The 17965-nt window shown below is 63.8% G+C and carries 19 protein-coding genes and 1 riboswitch; of the genes, 4 read left to right on the top strand and 15 right to left on the bottom strand.

Translation table 11 applies throughout. From position 1 onward, the window contains the following. Nucleotide 1 precedes the first annotated feature (1 nt). Genes cobC through cobO form a run of 9 tightly spaced genes read right to left on the bottom strand, consistent with a single transcriptional unit; the run spans nt 2 to nt 8106 of the window. Complete coding sequence (gene cobC, locus ACMGG8_RS12525; protein ID WP_414159643.1) at nt 2-574, bottom strand: alpha-ribazole phosphatase family protein; 573 nt, start codon at nt 572-574, stop codon at nt 2-4. Beyond that, nucleotides 571-1626, bottom strand: a complete 1056-nt coding sequence (gene cobT / locus ACMGG8_RS12520) for a nicotinate-nucleotide--dimethylbenzimidazole phosphoribosyltransferase (protein ID WP_414159642.1) — start codon at nt 1624-1626, stop codon at nt 571-573. The genes cobC and cobT overlap by 4 nt, the downstream gene beginning before the upstream one ends. Further along, a complete protein-coding gene (gene cobU, locus ACMGG8_RS12515; protein WP_060840533.1) occupies nt 1623-2144 on the bottom strand; it encodes a bifunctional adenosylcobinamide kinase/adenosylcobinamide-phosphate guanylyltransferase in 522 nt (173 codons plus the stop codon). Before cobU ends, cobT begins: the two co-directional genes overlap by 4 nt. Before the next feature lie 36 nt (nt 2145-2180). After that, nucleotides 2181-3632, bottom strand: a complete 1452-nt coding sequence (locus ACMGG8_RS12510) for a cobyric acid synthase (RefSeq protein ID WP_060844353.1) — start codon at nt 3630-3632, stop codon at nt 2181-2183. After that, nucleotides 3629-4621, bottom strand: a complete 993-nt coding sequence (cobD, locus tag ACMGG8_RS12505; RefSeq protein ID WP_414159641.1) for a threonine-phosphate decarboxylase CobD — start codon at nt 4619-4621, stop codon at nt 3629-3631. The genes ACMGG8_RS12510 and cobD overlap by 4 nt, the downstream gene beginning before the upstream one ends. Further along, complete coding sequence (cbiB, locus tag ACMGG8_RS12500) at nt 4614-5522, bottom strand: adenosylcobinamide-phosphate synthase CbiB (RefSeq protein ID WP_414159640.1); 909 nt, start codon at nt 5520-5522, stop codon at nt 4614-4616. Before cbiB ends, cobD begins: the two co-directional genes overlap by 8 nt. Continuing rightward, nucleotides 5519-6169 carry a 5,6-dimethylbenzimidazole synthase gene (gene bluB / locus ACMGG8_RS12495; RefSeq protein WP_414159639.1) on the bottom strand — a complete coding sequence of 217 codons (651 nt, stop codon included), beginning with the start codon at nt 6167-6169 and terminating at the stop codon, nt 5519-5521. Before bluB ends, cbiB begins: the two co-directional genes overlap by 4 nt. Beyond that, nucleotides 6162-7484 carry a cobyrinate a,c-diamide synthase gene (locus tag ACMGG8_RS12490; protein WP_060840538.1) on the bottom strand — a complete coding sequence of 441 codons (1323 nt, stop codon included), beginning with the start codon at nt 7482-7484 and terminating at the stop codon, nt 6162-6164. Before ACMGG8_RS12490 ends, bluB begins: the two co-directional genes overlap by 8 nt. 10 nt (nt 7485-7494) lie before the next feature. Beyond that, entirely contained in the window at nt 7495-8106 is a 612-nt protein-coding gene (gene cobO / locus ACMGG8_RS12485; RefSeq protein ID WP_108546115.1) for a cob(I)yrinic acid a,c-diamide adenosyltransferase, read from the bottom strand. A gap of 79 nt (nt 8107-8185) precedes the next feature. Then, a riboswitch (cobalamin riboswitch) is annotated at nt 8186-8419 on the bottom strand. 167 nt (nt 8420-8586) lie between these two features. Here cobO and ACMGG8_RS12480 point away from each other — a divergent pair. Further along, nucleotides 8587-9168, top strand: a complete 582-nt coding sequence (locus ACMGG8_RS12480; protein WP_108546116.1) for a hypothetical protein — start codon at nt 8587-8589, stop codon at nt 9166-9168. A gap of 70 nt (nt 9169-9238) precedes the next feature. Beyond that, nucleotides 9239-10558 carry a PQQ-dependent sugar dehydrogenase gene (locus tag ACMGG8_RS12475; protein WP_414159638.1) on the top strand — a complete coding sequence of 440 codons (1320 nt, stop codon included), beginning with the start codon at nt 9239-9241 and terminating at the stop codon, nt 10556-10558. 1 nt (nt 10559) lies between these two features. Here ACMGG8_RS12475 and ACMGG8_RS12470 read toward each other — a convergent pair whose 3' ends face one another. The 6 genes from ACMGG8_RS12470 to ACMGG8_RS12445 all read right to left on the bottom strand — a co-directional run bounded on the left by ACMGG8_RS12470 (nt 10560) and on the right by ACMGG8_RS12445 (nt 15870). Further along, nucleotides 10560-11222: a class I SAM-dependent methyltransferase gene (locus ACMGG8_RS12470; RefSeq protein WP_414159637.1), complete on the bottom strand. Its 663-nt coding sequence runs from the start codon at nt 11220-11222 to the stop codon at nt 10560-10562. A 21-nt stretch (nt 11223-11243) separates the two neighbouring features. Next, the gene (locus ACMGG8_RS12465; RefSeq protein ID WP_060840543.1) at nt 11244-11777 is read right to left on the bottom strand and encodes a C40 family peptidase; all 534 of its coding nucleotides are present in this window, start codon (nt 11775-11777) and stop codon (nt 11244-11246) included. Between the two features lie 164 nt (nt 11778-11941). Further along, nucleotides 11942-12562 (bottom strand): C40 family peptidase, encoded by a 621-nt coding sequence (locus ACMGG8_RS12460; RefSeq protein ID WP_414159636.1) that lies wholly within the window; start codon nt 12560-12562, stop codon nt 11942-11944. 223 nt (nt 12563-12785) lie between these two features. Then, on the bottom strand, nt 12786-13490 hold the full coding sequence (gene hda / locus ACMGG8_RS12455; protein ID WP_007898944.1) for a DnaA regulatory inactivator Hda: 705 nt from the start codon (nt 13488-13490) through the stop codon (nt 12786-12788). A gap of 227 nt (nt 13491-13717) precedes the next feature. Beyond that, complete coding sequence (locus tag ACMGG8_RS12450) at nt 13718-14791, bottom strand: AI-2E family transporter (protein WP_060840544.1); 1074 nt, start codon at nt 14789-14791, stop codon at nt 13718-13720. A gap of 38 nt (nt 14792-14829) precedes the next feature. Continuing rightward, nucleotides 14830-15870, bottom strand: a complete 1041-nt coding sequence (locus ACMGG8_RS12445) for a DUF2066 domain-containing protein (RefSeq protein WP_060840545.1) — start codon at nt 15868-15870, stop codon at nt 14830-14832. 371 nt (nt 15871-16241) lie between these two features. Here ACMGG8_RS12445 and purM point away from each other — a divergent pair, with 371 nt between their 5' ends. Together purM and purN are read left to right on the top strand one after the other, a co-directional pair. Further along, nucleotides 16242-17300 carry a phosphoribosylformylglycinamidine cyclo-ligase gene (gene purM / locus ACMGG8_RS12440; RefSeq protein ID WP_060840546.1) on the top strand — a complete coding sequence of 353 codons (1059 nt, stop codon included), beginning with the start codon at nt 16242-16244 and terminating at the stop codon, nt 17298-17300. An 11-nt stretch (nt 17301-17311) separates the two neighbouring features. Beyond that, complete coding sequence (gene purN / locus ACMGG8_RS12435) at nt 17312-17962, top strand: phosphoribosylglycinamide formyltransferase (RefSeq protein WP_414159934.1); 651 nt, start codon at nt 17312-17314, stop codon at nt 17960-17962. Nucleotides 17963-17965 lie beyond the last annotated feature (3 nt).

The raw sequence follows: 17965 nt of genomic DNA, 5'->3' as shown, positions 1-17965 counted from the left end.
CTCAGCCCTCCTCGCTCAGCAGGCCCGGGGCGACTTTCAGGCTGAACAACGCGCCATGACTCACTTCGACACTCAACAACTGCTCCCGGGGCAGCCCCCGCGCCCGAGCCAGCAACAGGCGCATGACCCCGCCATGACTGATCAACAGCACCCGCTGCCCGGCCCACGACTGGTAGAGGCCATCAATGGCCCCCAGCACCCGCCGGGAAAAGTCCGCCACCGGCTCTCCCTGGGGCGGTGTGAAGCTGTAGGGATCGGCCCAGAAACGCCCCAGGTCCTCGGCGTCGGTGTCCATCAGCGCCGCCGCGCTGCGCCCTTCCCAGGCACCAAAATGCAGCTCCTGCAGATCAGGCGCCAAACTCAGGGGCACCTCCAGCCGGGCAGCCAGTTGCTCGGCAAACCGCGAACAGCGCTGCAACGGCGAACTGACGATCCGGTCCCAAGGCCCGCGCCCCTGAACCCCTTCGCGCATCTGTTGCCAACCACGCTCCGTCAGGGCGTCATCCAGACTGCCGCGCAGGCCGCCGCCCAGTTCGGTTTCCCCGTGGCGCAACAGGTCCAGGTGCAAGGTCATGCCGGGCGATCCGCCACCGCCGCCTCGGCGAAGGTCGCCATCTGCCCGTGCAGATCGCAGGCCAGACGCAGCAATGGCACCGCCAGCGCCGCACCGCTGCCCTCCCCCAGACGCAAGCCCAGGTCCAGCAGCGGCTCGGCCTCAAGGGTCTGCAACACATGCCGGTGTCCCGGCTCCGCACCCTGATGGGCAAACAGCAGCCAGGGACGACAGGCCGGATTCAGACGCACCGCCACCAGCGCCGCGACGCTGCAGATAAAACCATCCACCAGCACCGCGATGCCTTCCTGGGCACACGCCAGATAGGCGCCCACCAGCGCCGCCACTTCAAACCCGCCCAGGTTGAACAGGGTTTGCAGGGCATCGCCACGGGAGGCGGCATGCCGCGTCAGGGCCCGTTCGATCACTTGAGCCTTGTGGCTGACTCCGGCGGCATTCAGGCCGGTGCCCGGACCGGCCAACCGGGCCACCGGGATATCCAGCAAGGCACAGGCAATGGCGCTGGCAGCCGTGGTGTTGCCAATGCCCATTTCACCGCCGATAAACAGCTGGGCGCCCTCGGCACGGGCCCGCAGCACGCTGTCACGCCCGGCCTGCAGGGCCTGCTCGCCCTGATCCGGGGTCATGGCCGGTCCCTGGACAAAATTTTGCGTACCCGCGCCCAGGTTCAGGTGGCGCACCCCCGGCAGGTTCAAACCGGACGCCACCGTTCCCAGGTCCACCACTTCCAGTTGCGCCCCCAGTTGCCGCGCCAGCACGCTGATCGCCGCCCCACCACTGACAAAGTTCAACAGCATCTGCCCGGTGACCTCTTGCGGATAGGCGGACACCCCTTCGGCGACCACCCCGTGATCACCGGCGAAGATCGCGATCCACAACCGCTCAAGGCCAGGCTTGAGCTGCCCCTGCAAACCGGCCAGGCGCACCGCCAGGGGCTCCAGCTGGCCAAGAGAGCCGGCCGGCTTGGTCAGTTGCTGCTGTCGCGCCAATGCTTGCTCGACCATCTGCGCATCGATCGCCTTGCATGGATTCAGCCACCAGGAGTTACTCATAACGCAGTTCCTTTCAAAGTCAGGGGCAGGCCGGCCACCGTCAGCACCACACGCTGACACCGCTCGGCCAGAGCTTGATGCAGCCAACCGGCTTCATCCACGTAACGGCGAGTCAATTCGCCCAGCGGCACGACACCCATTCCGGTTTCGTTGCTGACAAAAATGATCGTTCCCGGCAGACCGGGCAGGCACTGCAACAAGGCGTCGCGCTCGGCCAGCAGACGCTCCCGGTCATCCAGCATCAGCAGGTTGGTCAGCCACAGGGTCAGGCAATCCACCAGCAGGCAATGCCCGGGGGCGGCGGCTTGCTGCAGCACCCGGGCCAGCTCCAGAGGTTCTTCGATCAAGCCCCAATGACTCGGCCGACGCTCGCGATGATGGGCGATACGCTGGTTCATCTCGCCATCCAGAGGCTGGCTGGTAGCGATATAGGTGACCGCCAGGGCGCTGTCGGTGGCGAGTTGTTCCGCCAGGCGACTCTTGCCGGAACGGGCACCGCCGAGAATCAGTTGCAGCATGCTTGAGCACCTTTGAAATGAATGTTCACCGCGGTTCTAGCGACCACAGAGCGTGAGCAGCGCGCGGGTGTCCAGATGCTGCTCCACCAGATCCGCCAGCCGCTCGATATCGCGCTCGCGCAAGGCGTGGTAGTCCACCTCCTGCACCGCCTCCAGGCCGGCCCAGCGCAGCAGCGCGCTGCAGGCCGCCGGGGTTTCGAACAAGCCGTGCAGGTAAGTGCCGAGAATCTGCCCGTCGGCGCTCAAAGCACCGTCGCTACGCCCATCGTCCAACTGCACGGCGGCCTGCTCCAGGGCCGGGCCACGAGTGACCCCGGCGTGAATCTCATAGCCACTGACCGCCGCATTCTCCAGGGTCAGGCGGCCACTGACGTTGCGCAGCTGCTTCTCCTCTTCAAGCACGGTTGCAAAGGCCAGCAGGCCCAGGCCCGGGCTGGAACCGGCTGCGCCCTCGAGCCCCAGCGGGTCATGCAACTGCTCGCCGAGCATCTGCAGGCCGCCGCAAATACCCAGCACCTTGCCGCCGTAGCGCAGGTGCCGGGCAAGAGCCTGCTCCCAGCCGTTGCTGCGCAAGTAAGCCAGGTCGCCGCGCACGCTTTTCGAACCGGGGAGGATGATCAGGTCGGCGGCAGGAATCGCCTGCCCGGGCCCGATGAATTGCAAGTCGACCTGGGGATGCAAGCGCAGCGGATCGAAATCCGTGTGGTTGCTGATCCGCGGCAACACCGGCACCACCACCTTGAGCACTTGCTCGACCTTGCCGGCCTGACGCTGATCGATGCCGTCCTCGGCTTCCAGGTGCAGGTCCATCACATAGGGCAGCACCCCGAGCACCGGTTTGCCGGTGCGGGCCTCCAGCCAGTCCAGTCCCGGTTGCAGCAGGGCCAGGTCGCCTCGGAAGCGGTTGATGATGAAGCCCTTGACCCGCGCCTGCTCACTGGGCGACAGCAGTTCCAGGGTGCCCACCAGATGCGCGAACACCCCGCCGCGGTTGATATCGGCGATCAGCAGCACCGGGCAGTCCACCGCCTCGGCAAAGCCCATGTTGGCGATGTCGCCAGCACGCAGATTGATCTCCGCCGGCGAGCCGGCACCCTCCACCATCACCACCTCATAAGCCCCCCGCAGGCGCTCATGGGAAGCCAGCACCGCCTGCATGGCGATGGCCTTGTAGTCGTGATAGGCCACGGCATTCATGGTGGTCACGGCGCGACCGTGAATGATCACCTGGGAGCCGGTGTCGCTGTTGGGCTTGAGCAACACCGGGTTCATGTCGGTGTGGGGCACCAGGTTGGCCGCCTGGGCCTGGACCGCCTGGGCCCGACCGATTTCGCCACCGTCGGCGGTCACCGCACTGTTGAGCGCCATGTTCTGCGGCTTGAACGGCACCACGCTGACGCCCTGGCGCAACAGCCAGCGACACAGCGCGGTAACCAGGGTGCTCTTGCCGGCATCCGAGGTGGTGCCCTGCACCATCAGGGTGGTCATGGGTAATCCTTGCGATAGGCCTGCAGCGCCTGCTCCAGGCGTGCCCAGTCGGCATCGTCGGCGGGCAGGCCGAAGCGCAGGCTGCTGTTGTGGGCGAACAGCCGCAGCAGAATGCCGCGCCGTGCCATGAATTGATAAAGCTGCTCGGCCTCGGCGGTGATCAGCCATTGGAACAGGGCACAGCCGCCCTGGGGCTTGAAGCCGAACCCTTCCAGGACCTGACTCAGGCGCTGGCTGGCTACCTCGCTGCGCCGGCGCTGCCGCACATGCCCGTCGACATCCTGCAGGCACGCCTGCCCCAGCACCCGGGTCGGCCCACTGACCGCCCAGGGCCCCACCTGCTCCGCCAGCAGCTTGAGCAGCCGACGCTCGGCCAGGACAAACCCCAGGCGCACGCCGGCCAGGCCGAAGAACTTGCCAAACGAGCGCAGGACAATCAGCCCCACCTGATGGGCATGCCGGGCCAGGCTCAGGTCCGGGGTGTTGTCCATGAAGGCTTCATCCACCACCAGCCAGCCGCCGCGCTGGGCCAGGCGGGCATGCCAGTCCAGCAGGCGCTCCGGAGTCAGGCTCAGGCCGGTGGGGTTGTTGGGGTTGACCACCACCAGCACATCGAGGCTGTCGAGAAAGAAATCCACTTCCTGCTCCAGCACCTCTCGCACCCGGTAGCCACTGCGGCGCCAGGCTTCGGCGTGCTCGGCATAACAGGGCGACAACACCCCGACCTTGCCCGCCCGCCGCAGTCGCGGCAGCAATTGGATCGCGGCCTGGGAACCGGCCACCGGCAGTACTTCGTCGGCACCGTAGTAGGCACAGGCCGCCTGTTCCAGACCGTCATCGGTTTCCGGCAGGCGCGCCCAGGCCCGCAAGGGAATGGCCGGAATGGGAAACGGCCAGGGCGCCAATCCGCTGGACAGATCCAGCCAGGCCTCTTCGGCAATCCCGTATTCCTGGGCCGCCTTGCGCAACCTTCCGCCGTGCTCAAGCATAGAATTCAGCCCCCAGACACAGAATCAACAACCACAGCCAGACACCTCGCTGCACCAACTGCCAGCCACGATCAATGGAGTCGGCACTGGCCGGCTCGCCTTCGCCCAGAGGCGGACGCTGATGCAACTCGCCGTGATAGATCGCCGCCCCGCCCAGCTCCACTCCTAGGGCTCCCGCTCCGGCCGCCATGACCGGGCCGGCATTCGGGCTGTCCCAGGTCGGGCCCTGGCGGCGCCAGCACTTCAGCGCCAGCCGGGTCTTGCCGAGCAAGGCGTAGGTCAGGGCCACCAGACGCGCAGGAATGTAGTTGAGCAGGTCGTCGATCTTCGCCGCCGCCCAGCCGAAACGCTCGAAACGCTCGTTACGGTAGCCCCACATCGCATCCAGGGTGTTGCTCAGGCGATAGAGCACCACCCCCGGTGCGCCGGCCACGGCAAACCAGAACAACGCGGCGAACACGGCGTCGCTGCCGTTCTCCAGCACCGATTCAGTAGCCGCACGGGCCACGGCGGTGGCGTCCAGTTCGCTGGTCTGGCGGCTCACCAGGAACCCCACCCGGTGCCGTGCTTCCTGCAGATCATCGCTGCGCAAGGCCTGAGCCACCGGCTCGACGTGCTCGCCGAGGCTGCGCAGGCCCAGGGCGCAATACAGCGCCAGGATCTCCACCAGCCAACCGATATAGGGCAGCCAGGACAGCACGGTGGCCAACAGGGTCAGGGGCAGTACCGCCAGCACCCAGGCGCTGACGCCATGACTGCGCCAGCCCCGACCCGCGGCGTTGAAACGTTGCTCGATACGATCCGCCATACGACCGAAGGCCACCAGCGGATGCCAGCGCTTGGGTTCGCCCAGCAGCGCGTCCAGCGCCACGGCGGCGACACTCAGCAACGCCACGCTCATTGACTCACTCCCCAGTAATTCTCATACAGCAACTCACTCAATGGCCGGGTCTGCGCCCAGCCCTGCAGCGCCAGCATCGGCGCCGGATAGAACTCGGTAACCGGTCCCAGGCACAACACGGCCAGGGGCTTGGCACCGGCGGGCAACCCCAGCAGGTCGGCCAGGGCCTGGGGCTCGAACAGCGACACCCAGCCCATGCCCAGGCCTTCGCTGCGCGCCGCCAGCCAGAGGTTCTGAATGGCACAGGACAGCGAGGCCAGGTCCATTTCCGGCAGGGTTCGCCGGCCGAAGACATGCCGCTCGCGGCCATCCATCAGGGCCGCCACCAGCACCTCGGCACAGTCATGGATGCCTTCGACCTTAAGCTGCATGAACTCATCGGAACGCTCGCCCAGCGCCTCGGCGGTGCGCACCCGCTCCTCCTCCACCAACTGCTGGATACGCCCGCGCAACGGGCGATCGCTGATGCGGATAAAACGCCAGGGCTGCATCAGCCCCACGCTGGGCGCCTGATGCGCCGCCTCCAGCAAACGGCGCAGCAACTCGGGCTCGACACTGCCGCCGGCGAAATGCCGCATGTCCCGGCGTTCGGCGATGGCGCGATACACGGCCTCACGCTCCGCCGCAGAAAATCCCTGCTCACTCACCGCTCACACTCCCTGCAGGAGACGGAGCGAACAACGCCGCTACCGCTGCCGGATTGGACGGAAAGTAGAAATGCACATAAGAAGCGGTCATCCGCCCGTCGCGATACACCGCCTCTGCCCCCCGCCCACCGTTGGGACTGATGCCACGGGCAATCGGCTCAAGGGCGGTCGTGGTCAGGGAGTGATGGTAGGTATGGCCACGCAAGCCGCCCTCCGGCAACTCCACGGCCTGCAAGGCCAGAGCGGCCAGACGCTTCTGCATCACCGCCGCGCCGGGCAGCAGCCCCAGCAGCTCGGCGCACCGGCCTTCGACGTCGGTCAGGGAGTCGAGCAGGTACAGCATGCCGCCACACTCGGCGAGCAATGGCTTGCCCGCACCATGGTGGGCACGAATCGCGTCGAGCATGGCGCGGTTCTGCGCCAGGGCCTGGTGGTGCAACTCTGGGTAGCCACCGGGCAGGTACAGGCTGTCCGCCTCCGGCAACTGCGTGTCATGGATAGGGGAGAAGAAATGCAACTGCGCCCCCATGGCCCGCAACAGATCGAGGCTGGCACCGTAGGTGAAGGCAAACGCCTCGTCGCGGGCCACGGCGATGCGCACCCCCTCCAGCAAGGGCGCGCAGGCCACGGGCGCTGGCGCGGCAAAACTCACCGCAGGCGGCAGCTCCACCTGGCAGCTGCTGGCCAACGCCTCGGCGGCGGCATCCAGGCGCAGGTCGAGATCGTTCAGTTCACGGGCCTGCACCAGCCCCAGGTGCCGGCTGGGCAGTTCGATATCGGTTTCCCGGGACAGGGCGCCGTACCAGCGCAAGCCTTCGGTGAGGCTGCCTTCGAGCAACTGCGCGTGGCGCAAGGTGCCGACCCGGTTGGCCAGCACCCCGGCGAACGGCAGGTCCGGCTGGTAACGGGCCAAGCCCAGGGCCAGCGCCCCGAAGGTCTGGGCCATGGCGGTGCCATCGATCACTGCGAGCACAGGCACCCCGAAATGCCGTGCCAGATCGGCACTGGAAGGCGTGCCGTCGAACAGCCCCATGACCCCTTCGATCAGGATCAGGTCGGCGTCAGCCGCGGCTTCCCAGAGCAAGCGCCGGCTTTCCTGCTCGCCCACCATCCACATGTCCAGCTGGTACACCGGAGCGCCGCTGGCGCGTTCGAGAATCATCGGGTCGAGAAAGTCCGGACCGCATTTGAACACCCGTACCTTGCGCCCCTGATTGCGGTGCAGGCGAGCCAGGGCGGCGGTCACGGTGGTCTTGCCCTGGCCGGAAGCCGGTGCGGCAATCAATACCGCCGGGCAATGACGAACATCGGTCATGAAGTCACACTCACAGCTCAACACCTTTCTGCGCCTTGATGCCGGCCTGGAAGGCATGCTTGACCATGCCCATTTCGGTGACGGTATCCGCCAGTTCGATCAGCTCCGGCTTGGCCCCGCGACCGGTCACCACCACATGCTGCATGGGCGGACGGGCCTGCAGGTCGCTGAGCACCTGGTCCAGATCCAGGTAACCGTGCTTGAGGGCGATGTTCAGCTCGTCGAGTACAACAAGACCAATCTCCGGGTCGCTCAGCAGCTCCCTGGATACCGCCCAGGCCGCTTCGGCCGCGGCGATATCGCGCTGGCGATCCTGGGTTTCCCAGGTAAAGCCCTCGCCCATCACATGAAAGCGCACCTGCGGCGCAAAACGCCGGAAGAACAGTTCTTCGCCGGTGCTGTTACGCCCCTTGATGAACTGCACCACGCCGCACTGCATGCCGTGGCCCATGGACCGCGCCAACATGCCGAAAGCCGAACTGCTCTTGCCCTTGCCATTGCCGGTCAGCACCAGCAACAGGCCACATTCGTTGGGCGAGTTGGCGATGCGCTCATCGATCACGGCTTTCTTGCGCAACATGCGCGCCACATGGCGCTCGTCACGATCGGGGGATTCACTCATGGGGCAGCTCTCCGTTGGGGCTGGGGAACGGCGGGCAGGAAAAGAAATAGACGGCGCAAGCCTGGCATCGCCCACCGTGATGCCGTTGGATGGATCAGGCCGGTCTCCGGGCTCATGAGGGGCATTGCTGCCTGACTGCGCGCCTTCCCATGTCGTGGACACAGTGGCATCTGGCGCAGCCTTGATTCATCTACCGTTGCGGGGGCAGCGCCGGAATCGTCGCCATGTCCATCGCTGGAACAGGCCCTGACCGGCTTCCCTGTTTCACTCTGTCGACCAGCGGCCACAGAGCACCTGAAACAAGTCGCGAAGGTTAGAGGGTTGGGGGTGGAGCGTCAATTAAAGCCAGGCGTCGCTTGGCACACAAAACTGCACCGCATCAACAAACTGACGCCAATCTTGTGCCACACTCAGCGAGTTGATATCAAATAGCCATAATTCAACCCACCCACCGCCAGACAACAATAAGGACGGACCCCGATGCAAGGCATGATCATCAGCAATCCAAAGCTGGAATTCCTGCGCCCGATGCTGGAACGCTGGTTTGATTGCATTGACCGCTACAACGCTGTTCGTGGCGATAGCGAAACCCCTTACTGGTTCGACGAGCAGGCCAACCTGGGATTGCTTTCCGCCGCCGCCTGGATGGCGGAGATGGTCAGCCTCGAACACAGCCCCAGCAAAAAGCAGCAGGAAGAAGGCGCCCGCAACGCACGCACCGATCTGTACCTGGCCACCCGGGAAGAACGCGCCTACATTCAGGCCACCCAGCGCTGGCCCCAGGTCAACGGTCTGCACCTGACCCAGGCCTTGCTCGACATTGCCGGTGACGCGAGAAAGATCAGCTACCCCAGCGACCTGCGGCTTGGCTGCCTGTTTGTCAGCCCGCAGAAGGCTCAGCACAGCGCCACCCCGGAAGAACTCCAGGACATGCTCGACGAGCTGCAAAAGGAACACTGCTGCGCGGTGGCCTGGTACTTTCCCTACGCCTATCGCAAGTTGCACAACGAGGCCGGCCTCTACCATCCCGGGGTCGCCGTACTGTTCAAGGAAGCCCGCTGATCAGGCGGAACCATACGCCGGCTATGCTCCTCTATGACTAGGACGTCCGTGCATTCATAGGGAAATCAGCATGCTCAAGTCTCGACACGCTTTGCTTATCGCGATCGCCGCCGGCCTTACGGCCTGTGGCGAAACCTCCAGCCTGCAAGTTTCCGACGGCACCGGCCCGACCCCCAAGCTGCCGGAGCCCAACCCGACGCTGATCCCCACGGTGAACATCGCCCCGGCGATTGGCTGGCCCAAGGGCAGCAAGCCATTGGCGGCAGCCGGCACCCAGGTCAATGCCTTCGCCGAAGGCCTCGATCACCCACGCTGGCTCTATGTCCTGCCCAACGGCGACGTACTGGTGGCGGAAACCAATGCACCGCCCAAACCCGATGACAGCCGGGGCATTCGCGGCTGGATCGCCGGGAAAATCATGGGCCGCGCCGGCGCTGCGGTGCCCAGCGCCAACCGCATTACCCTGCTAAGGGATCAGGATCACGACGGCGTGGCCGAAACCCGCAGCGTGCTCCTGGACAACCTGAACTCGCCGTTCGGCATGACCCTGGTCGGCAATGACCTGTATGTGGCGGACACCGACAAATTGCTGCGCTTTCCATACCAGGCCGGCGACACCCGGATCACCGCGGCCGGCACCAAGGTCGTCGATCTGCCCGGCGGCACGCTCAATCACCACTGGACCAAGAACGTCATCGCCAGCCCGGACGGGAGCAAGCTCTACGTCACCGTCGGCTCCAACAGCAACGTCGGGGAAAATGGCCTGGACCAGGAGCAAGGCCGCGCCGCGATCTGGGAGGTGGATCGGAACAGCGGACAGCACCGCCTGTTCGCCACCGGCTTGCGCAATCCCAACGGCCTGGCCTGGGAGCCGGTCAGCGGGGCGCTATGGACCGCGGTGAACGAGCGCGACGAGATCGGCAGCGACCTGGTGCCGGACTACATCACCTCGGTCAAGGACGGCGCCTTCTACGGCTGGCCCTTCAGCTACTACGGGCAGCATGTGGATGTCCGGGTCAAACCGCAGAACCTCGACCTGGTGAGCAAGGCCATCGCCCCGGACTACGCCGTCGGCCCGCACACAGCCTCTCTGGGGCTGACCTTCGCCCAAGGCAGCAAGCTCCCCGCTCCATTCACCGAAGGCGCCTTCATCGGTCAGCATGGCTCGTGGAACCGCAAGCCCCATAGCGGCTACAAAGTCATCTTCGTCCCCTTCAGCGCCGGCAAGCCCCAGGGGCCGCCCGTGGACGTGCTCAGCGGCTTTCTCAGCGCCGATGAGAAGACTTACGGACGCCCGGTTGGGGTTGTGATCGATCAGCAAGGCGACTTGCTGGTGGCCGATGACGTCGGCAATACGATCTGGCGGGTATCGGCCGCCAAAGCCCCCTGATTCAGCGCTTGCGGCACAGGGTCAAGCCGTCCCCCAGGGGCAGCAGCGACAGATCGATGCGCGAGTCGTCCTTCAAGGCCCGATTGAGCGCCTGGATGGCTCGGGTATCTTCGCTGGCGGGCTCCACCTCCAGCACACGCCCGCTCCACAAGGTGTTGTCGAACACCGCCAGGCCACCGACTCGCAACAGACGCAACGCGGACTCCAGATAGGCCGGGTAGTTGGCTTTATCGGCGTCGATGAAGATCAAATCGAAAGATTCGAGCCGGCCAGCCTGCTCCAGGTCGGCCAGGGTTTGCAGCGCCGGAGCCAGGCGCAGGTCAATGCGCTGCTCAACACCAGCCTCCTGCCAGTAACGGCGGGCCGTAGCGTTGTAGTCACCGGGCAGGTCGCAACAGATCAACGAACCGTCTGCGGGAAGGGCCTGCGCCATGCATAAGGCGCTGTAGCCGGTAAAGGTTCCCACTTCCAGCACTTGGCGAGCAGCGGTCAACTTGATCAGTAGCGCAAGAAACTGCCCCTGCTCCGGCGCCACCTGCCAACGGGCATTGGGCAGGGCCTGGGTTTCATCCCGCAGACGTCGCAGCAGCGGCGTTTCGCGCAGGGAAACATCCAGCAGGTATTGATACAGGGCATCGTCGAGGTTGAGCGTACGCGCAGTCACAAGCACCTCGACCAGAGTGGATTATGGATTGTGCGCCAGGTGTTCCGGCTGCAGCACGCGCTTGGCGCTAAGGTAGGCTTTCTGCCAGTAGGCCTTGGACAGGCTGTCGAGCTTCACCGTACCGCCGGTGGCCGGAGCATGGACAAAACGCCCCTCACCAACATAGATCCCGGCATGGCTGACCTGGGAGCCGCCATTGGTGGCGAAGAAGATCAGGTCACCGGTTTGCAAGGCGTTCTTGCCCACGTCCGGCGCCTGCATGCCGATCATTTCCCGGGTCGAACGTGGCAGGGAGATACCCGCGGCATCGCGGTAGACATAGCCAATCAGGCCGCTGCAATCGAACCCGGAATCCGGAGTATTGCCGCCCCAACGATAAGGCGTGCCGACCAGACCCAAGGCGCGGAACAGCACATCTTCAGCAACGGGAGAAAAAGCCTGGGAGGAATTGAAAACCGGTGCACGTACCACAGGCACAGGTGGCGGGGTACGACTGGCGCAAGCGCTGAGCAGCGCGGCGAGGGCAATAAGGGCAAATCGGGCCGAGGTCGACATAAGCTGAACAATCCTGATCGGGATGCGGCTTTCTCTGCCGTGGTACTGAAAACAAAACCGCGTAAGCAGGGCTTACGCGGTTAGTTTCAACAATAGATCAGGATTCTAGCGTCTACGCGCCAAACTTCAAGTAAGACTTTAAGTTCGCCCTACAAACTATCCGTTTATTTGCGTGCAGTGACCACGGTTGGCGCCATGGCGAGAGCCCGCTTGGCTTCGATGAAGGTCTTGCTCCAGTAGCTGTCACCCAGGCTATCGACCCGCACACCGCCACTGCGGCGGCTGCTGGAGTGGATGAACTGATCATCGCCCAAGTAGATACCGGCATGACTGACGCGCCCGCGACCGTTGGTGCTGAAGAACAGCAAATCACCCGGCTTGAGGTTGTTGCGCGCCACCAGAGGGGCCTTGACGTTGATCATTTCACGAGTGGAGCGAGGCAGATTCATGCCCGCCTCTTCGCGAAACAGATAGCCGATGAAACCGCTGCAATCGAAGCCGGCTTCCGAGGTACCACCGAAACGGTAGCGGGTACCGATCAGGGACATGCCACGCTCGAGGATGCTGTCAGCCAGAACTGGCAACTGGTAAGGCTTGCTGTCAGAGAACTCTGCCAGTTCCTTTTCAGTTGCCAGCTCTTCCTGGTAAACAGCGGAAGACCGATTTTTGACGGAGACCTGAGCCTGCTGGGCAGTTTGCTGCTGGGACACCGGAGTGTGGGAAGCGCAACCAAACAACAGGGTAACGAGTGCGAGAGGCACGAGGGGTGCGAAGCGATTTAGCATGGGCACGACCGTGGCTTGAAATAAATGAAGACGCGACTATGCCTTCTATCGCCCTCATTTGCAAATTCAATCGATCAGAATGTGACTTATGAGTTTCTTCCGTACATCTAAGGCTTTAAGCCCATTTTAAGTCCGACGCTCTTTGGAAACCCTTCCAAAGGCGCGTTTTCTGACGCCTGAAATATGCCGAAGGCCTGCAAGAAAACGGCTGCAGGCCTTGATTTTACCAGCCCAGGGTCTCTTTCAGAAAGGGAATGGTCAGCTTGCGCTGAGCTTGCAACGAGGCCTGATCAAGACGTTCGAGCAGCTCGAACAGAGCACTCATGCTGCGGGTTCCACGGGTCAGAATAAAATGCCCGACTTCGTCGGTCAGGTGCAGCCCACGACGAGACGCGCGCAGTTGCAAGGCACGCAATTTGTCTTCATCGGAGAGCGGGCGCATCTGAAAAATCAGCGCCAGGGTCAGGCGGGATTTCAAATCCGCCAGCTTCACCGGCAACTCACGGGGCGAGGTCGAAGCGGCAATCAGCAAGCGCCGGCCACTGTCACGCAAGCGATTGAACAGATGGAACAGCGCCTCCTCCCAATCAGCCTTGCCCGCTACCGCCTGCAGGTCATCCAGACACACCAGCTCGTACTGCTCCAGGTTGTCGAGAATCTCGATACCACGATCCAGCAGCTCCGCCAGCGGCAGATAAACCGCAGGCTCCCCCAACTGCTCAAAACGCAAACAGGCCGCCTGCAGCAAGTGCGTACGGCCCACGCCGTCCTTGCCCCAGAGATAGATCAGGCTTTCGGTCCAGCCGGCGTCGGCTTCGCAAAGGCGCTCGACGTAGCCGAGTGCAGCGGCATTGGCGCCTGGGTAGTAGTTGATGAAGGTGGCGTCGTCACGCAGACGCACACCTAGGGGCAGCTGAATCGGTTTCATGCTGACTGAACAGTTCCAAAGGAACCGTTAGTGGCCTCTGTGTAAAGTTTGCAAAGTTTATACCCGTGACGCCGAGCGCACAATGCAGCAGACCACAAGCAAAATCAAAGGTTTGCGTCAGCAAAACAGCATACAGGGGCCAACTTTGACAGCCCGGGCAACAGCCAATGAGCGCCTGCCAGCGCACGCCCGCGAGCGCTCATTGCCGCCACTCGTTGCGCACCGACCTACAGATCTGGGTCTTCGGCACCGCTATAGAGGTCTGAATCCTTGTACAGATCGTGCACGTGCCGCACCAGCACCATGATCACCGCCGCCACTGGCAAGGCCAGCAGTACCCCGGTAAAACCGAACAGCTCGCCGCCGGCGAGAATGGCAAAGATCACCGCCACCGGATGCAGTCCGATACGGTCGCCCACCAACAGCGGCGTCAGCACCATCCCCTCCAGTGCCTGCCCCACCATGAACACGGCAACGATGCCGATCATGGGGTACAGGTCGCCGCCGAACTGGAACAGGCCGGCAGTCAGCGCAGCACCAATGCCTATGACAAAGCCCATGTACGGCACGATCGCCGCCAAGCCGGCAATCAGGCCGATCAACAGCCCCAACTCGAGCCCCACCAGCATCAGGCCCGCCGCGTAGATCATTCCCAGGGCCAGCATCACCAGCAATTGCCCACGGACAAACGCCCCTAGCACCTCATGGCACTCTCCCGCCAGGGACACCACCCGCTCTTCGCGATTGCGCGGCAGCAGACTGCGGATCTTGGCCATCATCAGGTCCCAGTCCCGCAGCAGATAGAAGCTGACCACCGGAATCAGCACCAGGTTGGCCAGCCAACCGATCAGCGCCAGCCCCGACGCCGTCGCCTGACTCAGCACCACGCCAACAATGTCGGTGGTCTGGCCCATATGCTCGCTGATCGCAGCCTTGACCTTGTCGAACTTCCAGAAGCCATCCGCCAGGCCCAACCGGGCCTGAACCCAGGGCATGGCGGTGTGCTGCACCCAATCAAGCATCTGCGGCGCCAGCTCGTAGAGGCGCAGCAACTGCTTGGCCAGCATCGGCACCAGCACCAGCAACAGCGCCATGATGATCAGCGTGAACAGGGCAAACACCGCTACTACGCCCCAGGTACGCGAGAGCCCCCACGCCTCCAGACGATCCACCAGCGGGTCGAACAGATAGGCCAGCAATAGCGCCACCAGGAACGGACTGAGGATGGGGTGCAACAGATAGATGAACCCACAGACCAGGAGCACGCCCCCCAACCAGACCCAACGCCGCGTATCAGCCATAAACCACTCCAGCTTCTATATAGAAGGAAACCAATCTGCTACCAGCGAAAACGCAATTGTGCGGCCTGTGGCGCAGCCACCGCCGGCGCCGCCCCTTCAGCACCCTGCACAGGGGCTTGCGCCTCGCCGGCGGGAATTTCCTGCAGCTTGGCCAGGGACAACTGCGCCCGCAGTTGCTCCGCGCTGCCGTTGACCCGATAGATGACGCGATCACCGTCGATGCTCTGAATCTGCGCGCCAAACGGCTCCAACAGATGCCCCAGCGCCGCGTAGTGCTCCAGGGTCATGCCCTGCACTTCCAGCAATTGTTCGCTGGAGACTCCAGGCCGCGTGACGAAGCGCGGCGCCAGGCGCTGACTCACCGCCAGCAGCACGCCATCGGCCAGCGCCGCCGTATCCGCGCCCTGAACAGTGCCCTGCTCTTTCTGATCGCCCAGCCACAAACGCCACTTGGCCTGCCACTGCCCCCCTTCTTCACGGGCATGCACCGCCAACAGCGCATCGGCACCGTAACGCTCCGATGCCTGGCGCAGCGGAGCCGGGTCGGCACCTTCAAGGTTGGGCGCCGTGGCAACGATCTGCTCATCCAGATCGCCCAGAGGCAGGCGCAGCGGCAAGCCGCGATGCTGCGCTGCACGCCGCAAAGGCGCGGCACTGGCCTGACCGTCGCCGACCAGACTCGAACCTTCGGTGGAGTCGCTCAACCACCAGCCCAGGATCGATGGCCGGTTGCTGCCCCACAACGGCAGGCCCGCCTGACGCAGGGCACGATCGGTGCTGACCGGATCAAAGTCCACTTGCAGGCTTTCCGGCGGGCCGGCGTCGTAGCCGTATTGGCTGATGATCTGCTGCGGGTCCTTGCGGATGGCCGCCAGCCCCGGCCCCTGAGCTGCCTTGGCATCGCCGGTCAGGCGCAGTACCAGGGTCTCCAGGGCCCGCTGGGTGGCCTGGTCGCGCTCCTCGGGCGACTGACTGCTCACCGGCTCGCGCACTTGATACAGGCCATTGAGGGTTTCGGCATGACTCGCCAGGCTGACCAATGACAAACAGCCCACAAACAGAAATTGACCCAGACGCATGGAAGATTCCCGACGACAAAAAACACGATTGAAACAGCGCGCATGAACCATTGCGAGCAAGGCTGTGACCACAAACCCCGGTAAAACATTCACCCGTCGCCCGACTGTTTTCACGCTGTCATAACGATAGCCACTTGAGCGCTATACCTTATACAGGCATGGGCAGGACCACCAACACGGCCAATCGCGGTTTTTTTAAGCGGATATGCCTCTACCCGTCGGCCCGAGGATGGCCGCTGCCCCTCAAGCCTGATAAAATCGCGCGCCTTCGCAGACCGGCACCAGCTGGGCACCCTGAAACACTTTCCCAGTGCTCGGGCAGGCTCTCTGGTTCGGTCGATACCCCTGAATCCCCCCTAAAGGCCTGGATCATGAGCAAGCAACCCTCCCTGAGCTACAAAGACGCCGGTGTAGACATCGACGCCGGTGAAGCATTGGTCGAACGCATCAAGAGCGTCGCCAAGCGCACTGCGCGCCCGGAAGTCATGGGCGGCCTGGGCGGTTTCGGCGCCCTCTGCGAAATCCCGGCCGGCTACAAGCAGCCCGTACTGGTCTCCGGCACCGACGGCGTCGGCACCAAGCTGCGCCTGGCCCTGAACCTGAACAAGCACGACAGCATCGGCATCGACCTGGTAGCCATGTGCGTCAACGACCTGGTGGTCTGCGGCGCCGAACCGCTGTTCTTCCTCGACTACTACGCCACCGGCAAGCTCAACGTGGATACCGCCGCCCAGGTGGTCACTGGTATCGGCGCCGGTTGCGAACTGTCCGGCTGCTCCCTGGTAGGCGGCGAAACCGCTGAAATGCCCGGCATGTACGAAGGTGAAGACTACGACCTGGCCGGCTTCTGCGTCGGCGTGGTGGAAAAGGCCGAAATCATCGACGGCTCGAAAGTGGCCACCGGTGACGCCCTGCTGGCCTTGCCGTCTTCCGGCCCGCACTCCAACGGCTACTCGCTGATCCGCAAGATCATCGAAGTCTCCGGCGCCGACATCGAAAGCATCCAGCTGGACGGCAAGCCACTGACCGATCTGCTGATGGCCCCGACCCGCATCTACGTCAAGCCACTGCTCAAGCTGATCAAGGACACCGGCGCGGTCAAGGCCATGGCTCACATCACCGGCGGCGGCCTGCTGGACAACATCCCCCGCGTGCTGCCAAAAGGCGCCCAGGCGGTGGTCGACGTGGCGAGCTGGAAACGCCCGGCGGTCTTCGACTGGCTGCAAGAGCAAGGCAACGTCGACGAACACGAAATGCACCGCGTTCTGAACTGCGGCGTCGGCATGGTCATCTGCGTGGCTCAGGATCAGGTTGAAAATGCCCTGAACGTCCTGCGTGCAGCCGGCGAACAGCCATGGGTCATCGGCCAGATCGCCACCGCAGCCGAAGGCGCGGCCCAGGTCGAGCTGAAGAACCTCAAGGCTCACTGATGCAAGAGCGGATGTCGCCGACCTGTGATGTTGTGGTGCTGCTGTCCGGCACCGGCAGTAACCTGCAAGCCCTGATCGACAACGCGCGGACCGACGACAGTCCGTTCCGCATTGCCGCCGTGATCTCCAACCGTGCCGACGCCTATGGGCTGCAGCGCGCTCAGGAAGCGGGCATCCCGACCCGCTTCCTCGATCACACCGCTTTCGAAGGCCGCGAGGCCTTCGATCAGGCGCTGATCGAGCTGATCGACACCTTCCAACCGAAACTGGTGGTCCTGGCCGGATTCATGCGCATCCTCAGCGCCGGATTCGTTCGTCACTACCAGGGCCGACTGCTGAATATCCATCCCTCGCTGCTGCCCAAATACAAAGGGTTACACACTCACCAGCGGGCGCTGGAGGCCGGGGATACTGAGCACGGCTGCAGTGTGCACTTCGTTACCGAGGAACTCGATGGCGGGCCACTGGTCGTACAGGCTGTGATCCCGGTAGAGTTGCACGACTCGCCGCAAAGCCTGGCGCAGCGAGTGCACATCCAGGAACACCGGATTTACCCCATGGCCGTACGCTGGTTTGCCGAAGGTCGGCTGATGCTCGGCGATCAGGGTGCTTTACTGGATGGTCAATTACTGGCCGCCAGCGGCTATTTGATTCGAACCTAGGAG

This window comes from Pseudomonas sp. BNK-45, assembly GCF_047456255.1.
Lineage (GTDB): Bacteria > Pseudomonadota > Gammaproteobacteria > Pseudomonadales > Pseudomonadaceae > Aquipseudomonas.
Note: the sequence above shows the minus strand (reverse complement) of the source record. Positions and strands in the feature narration are given on the sequence as shown.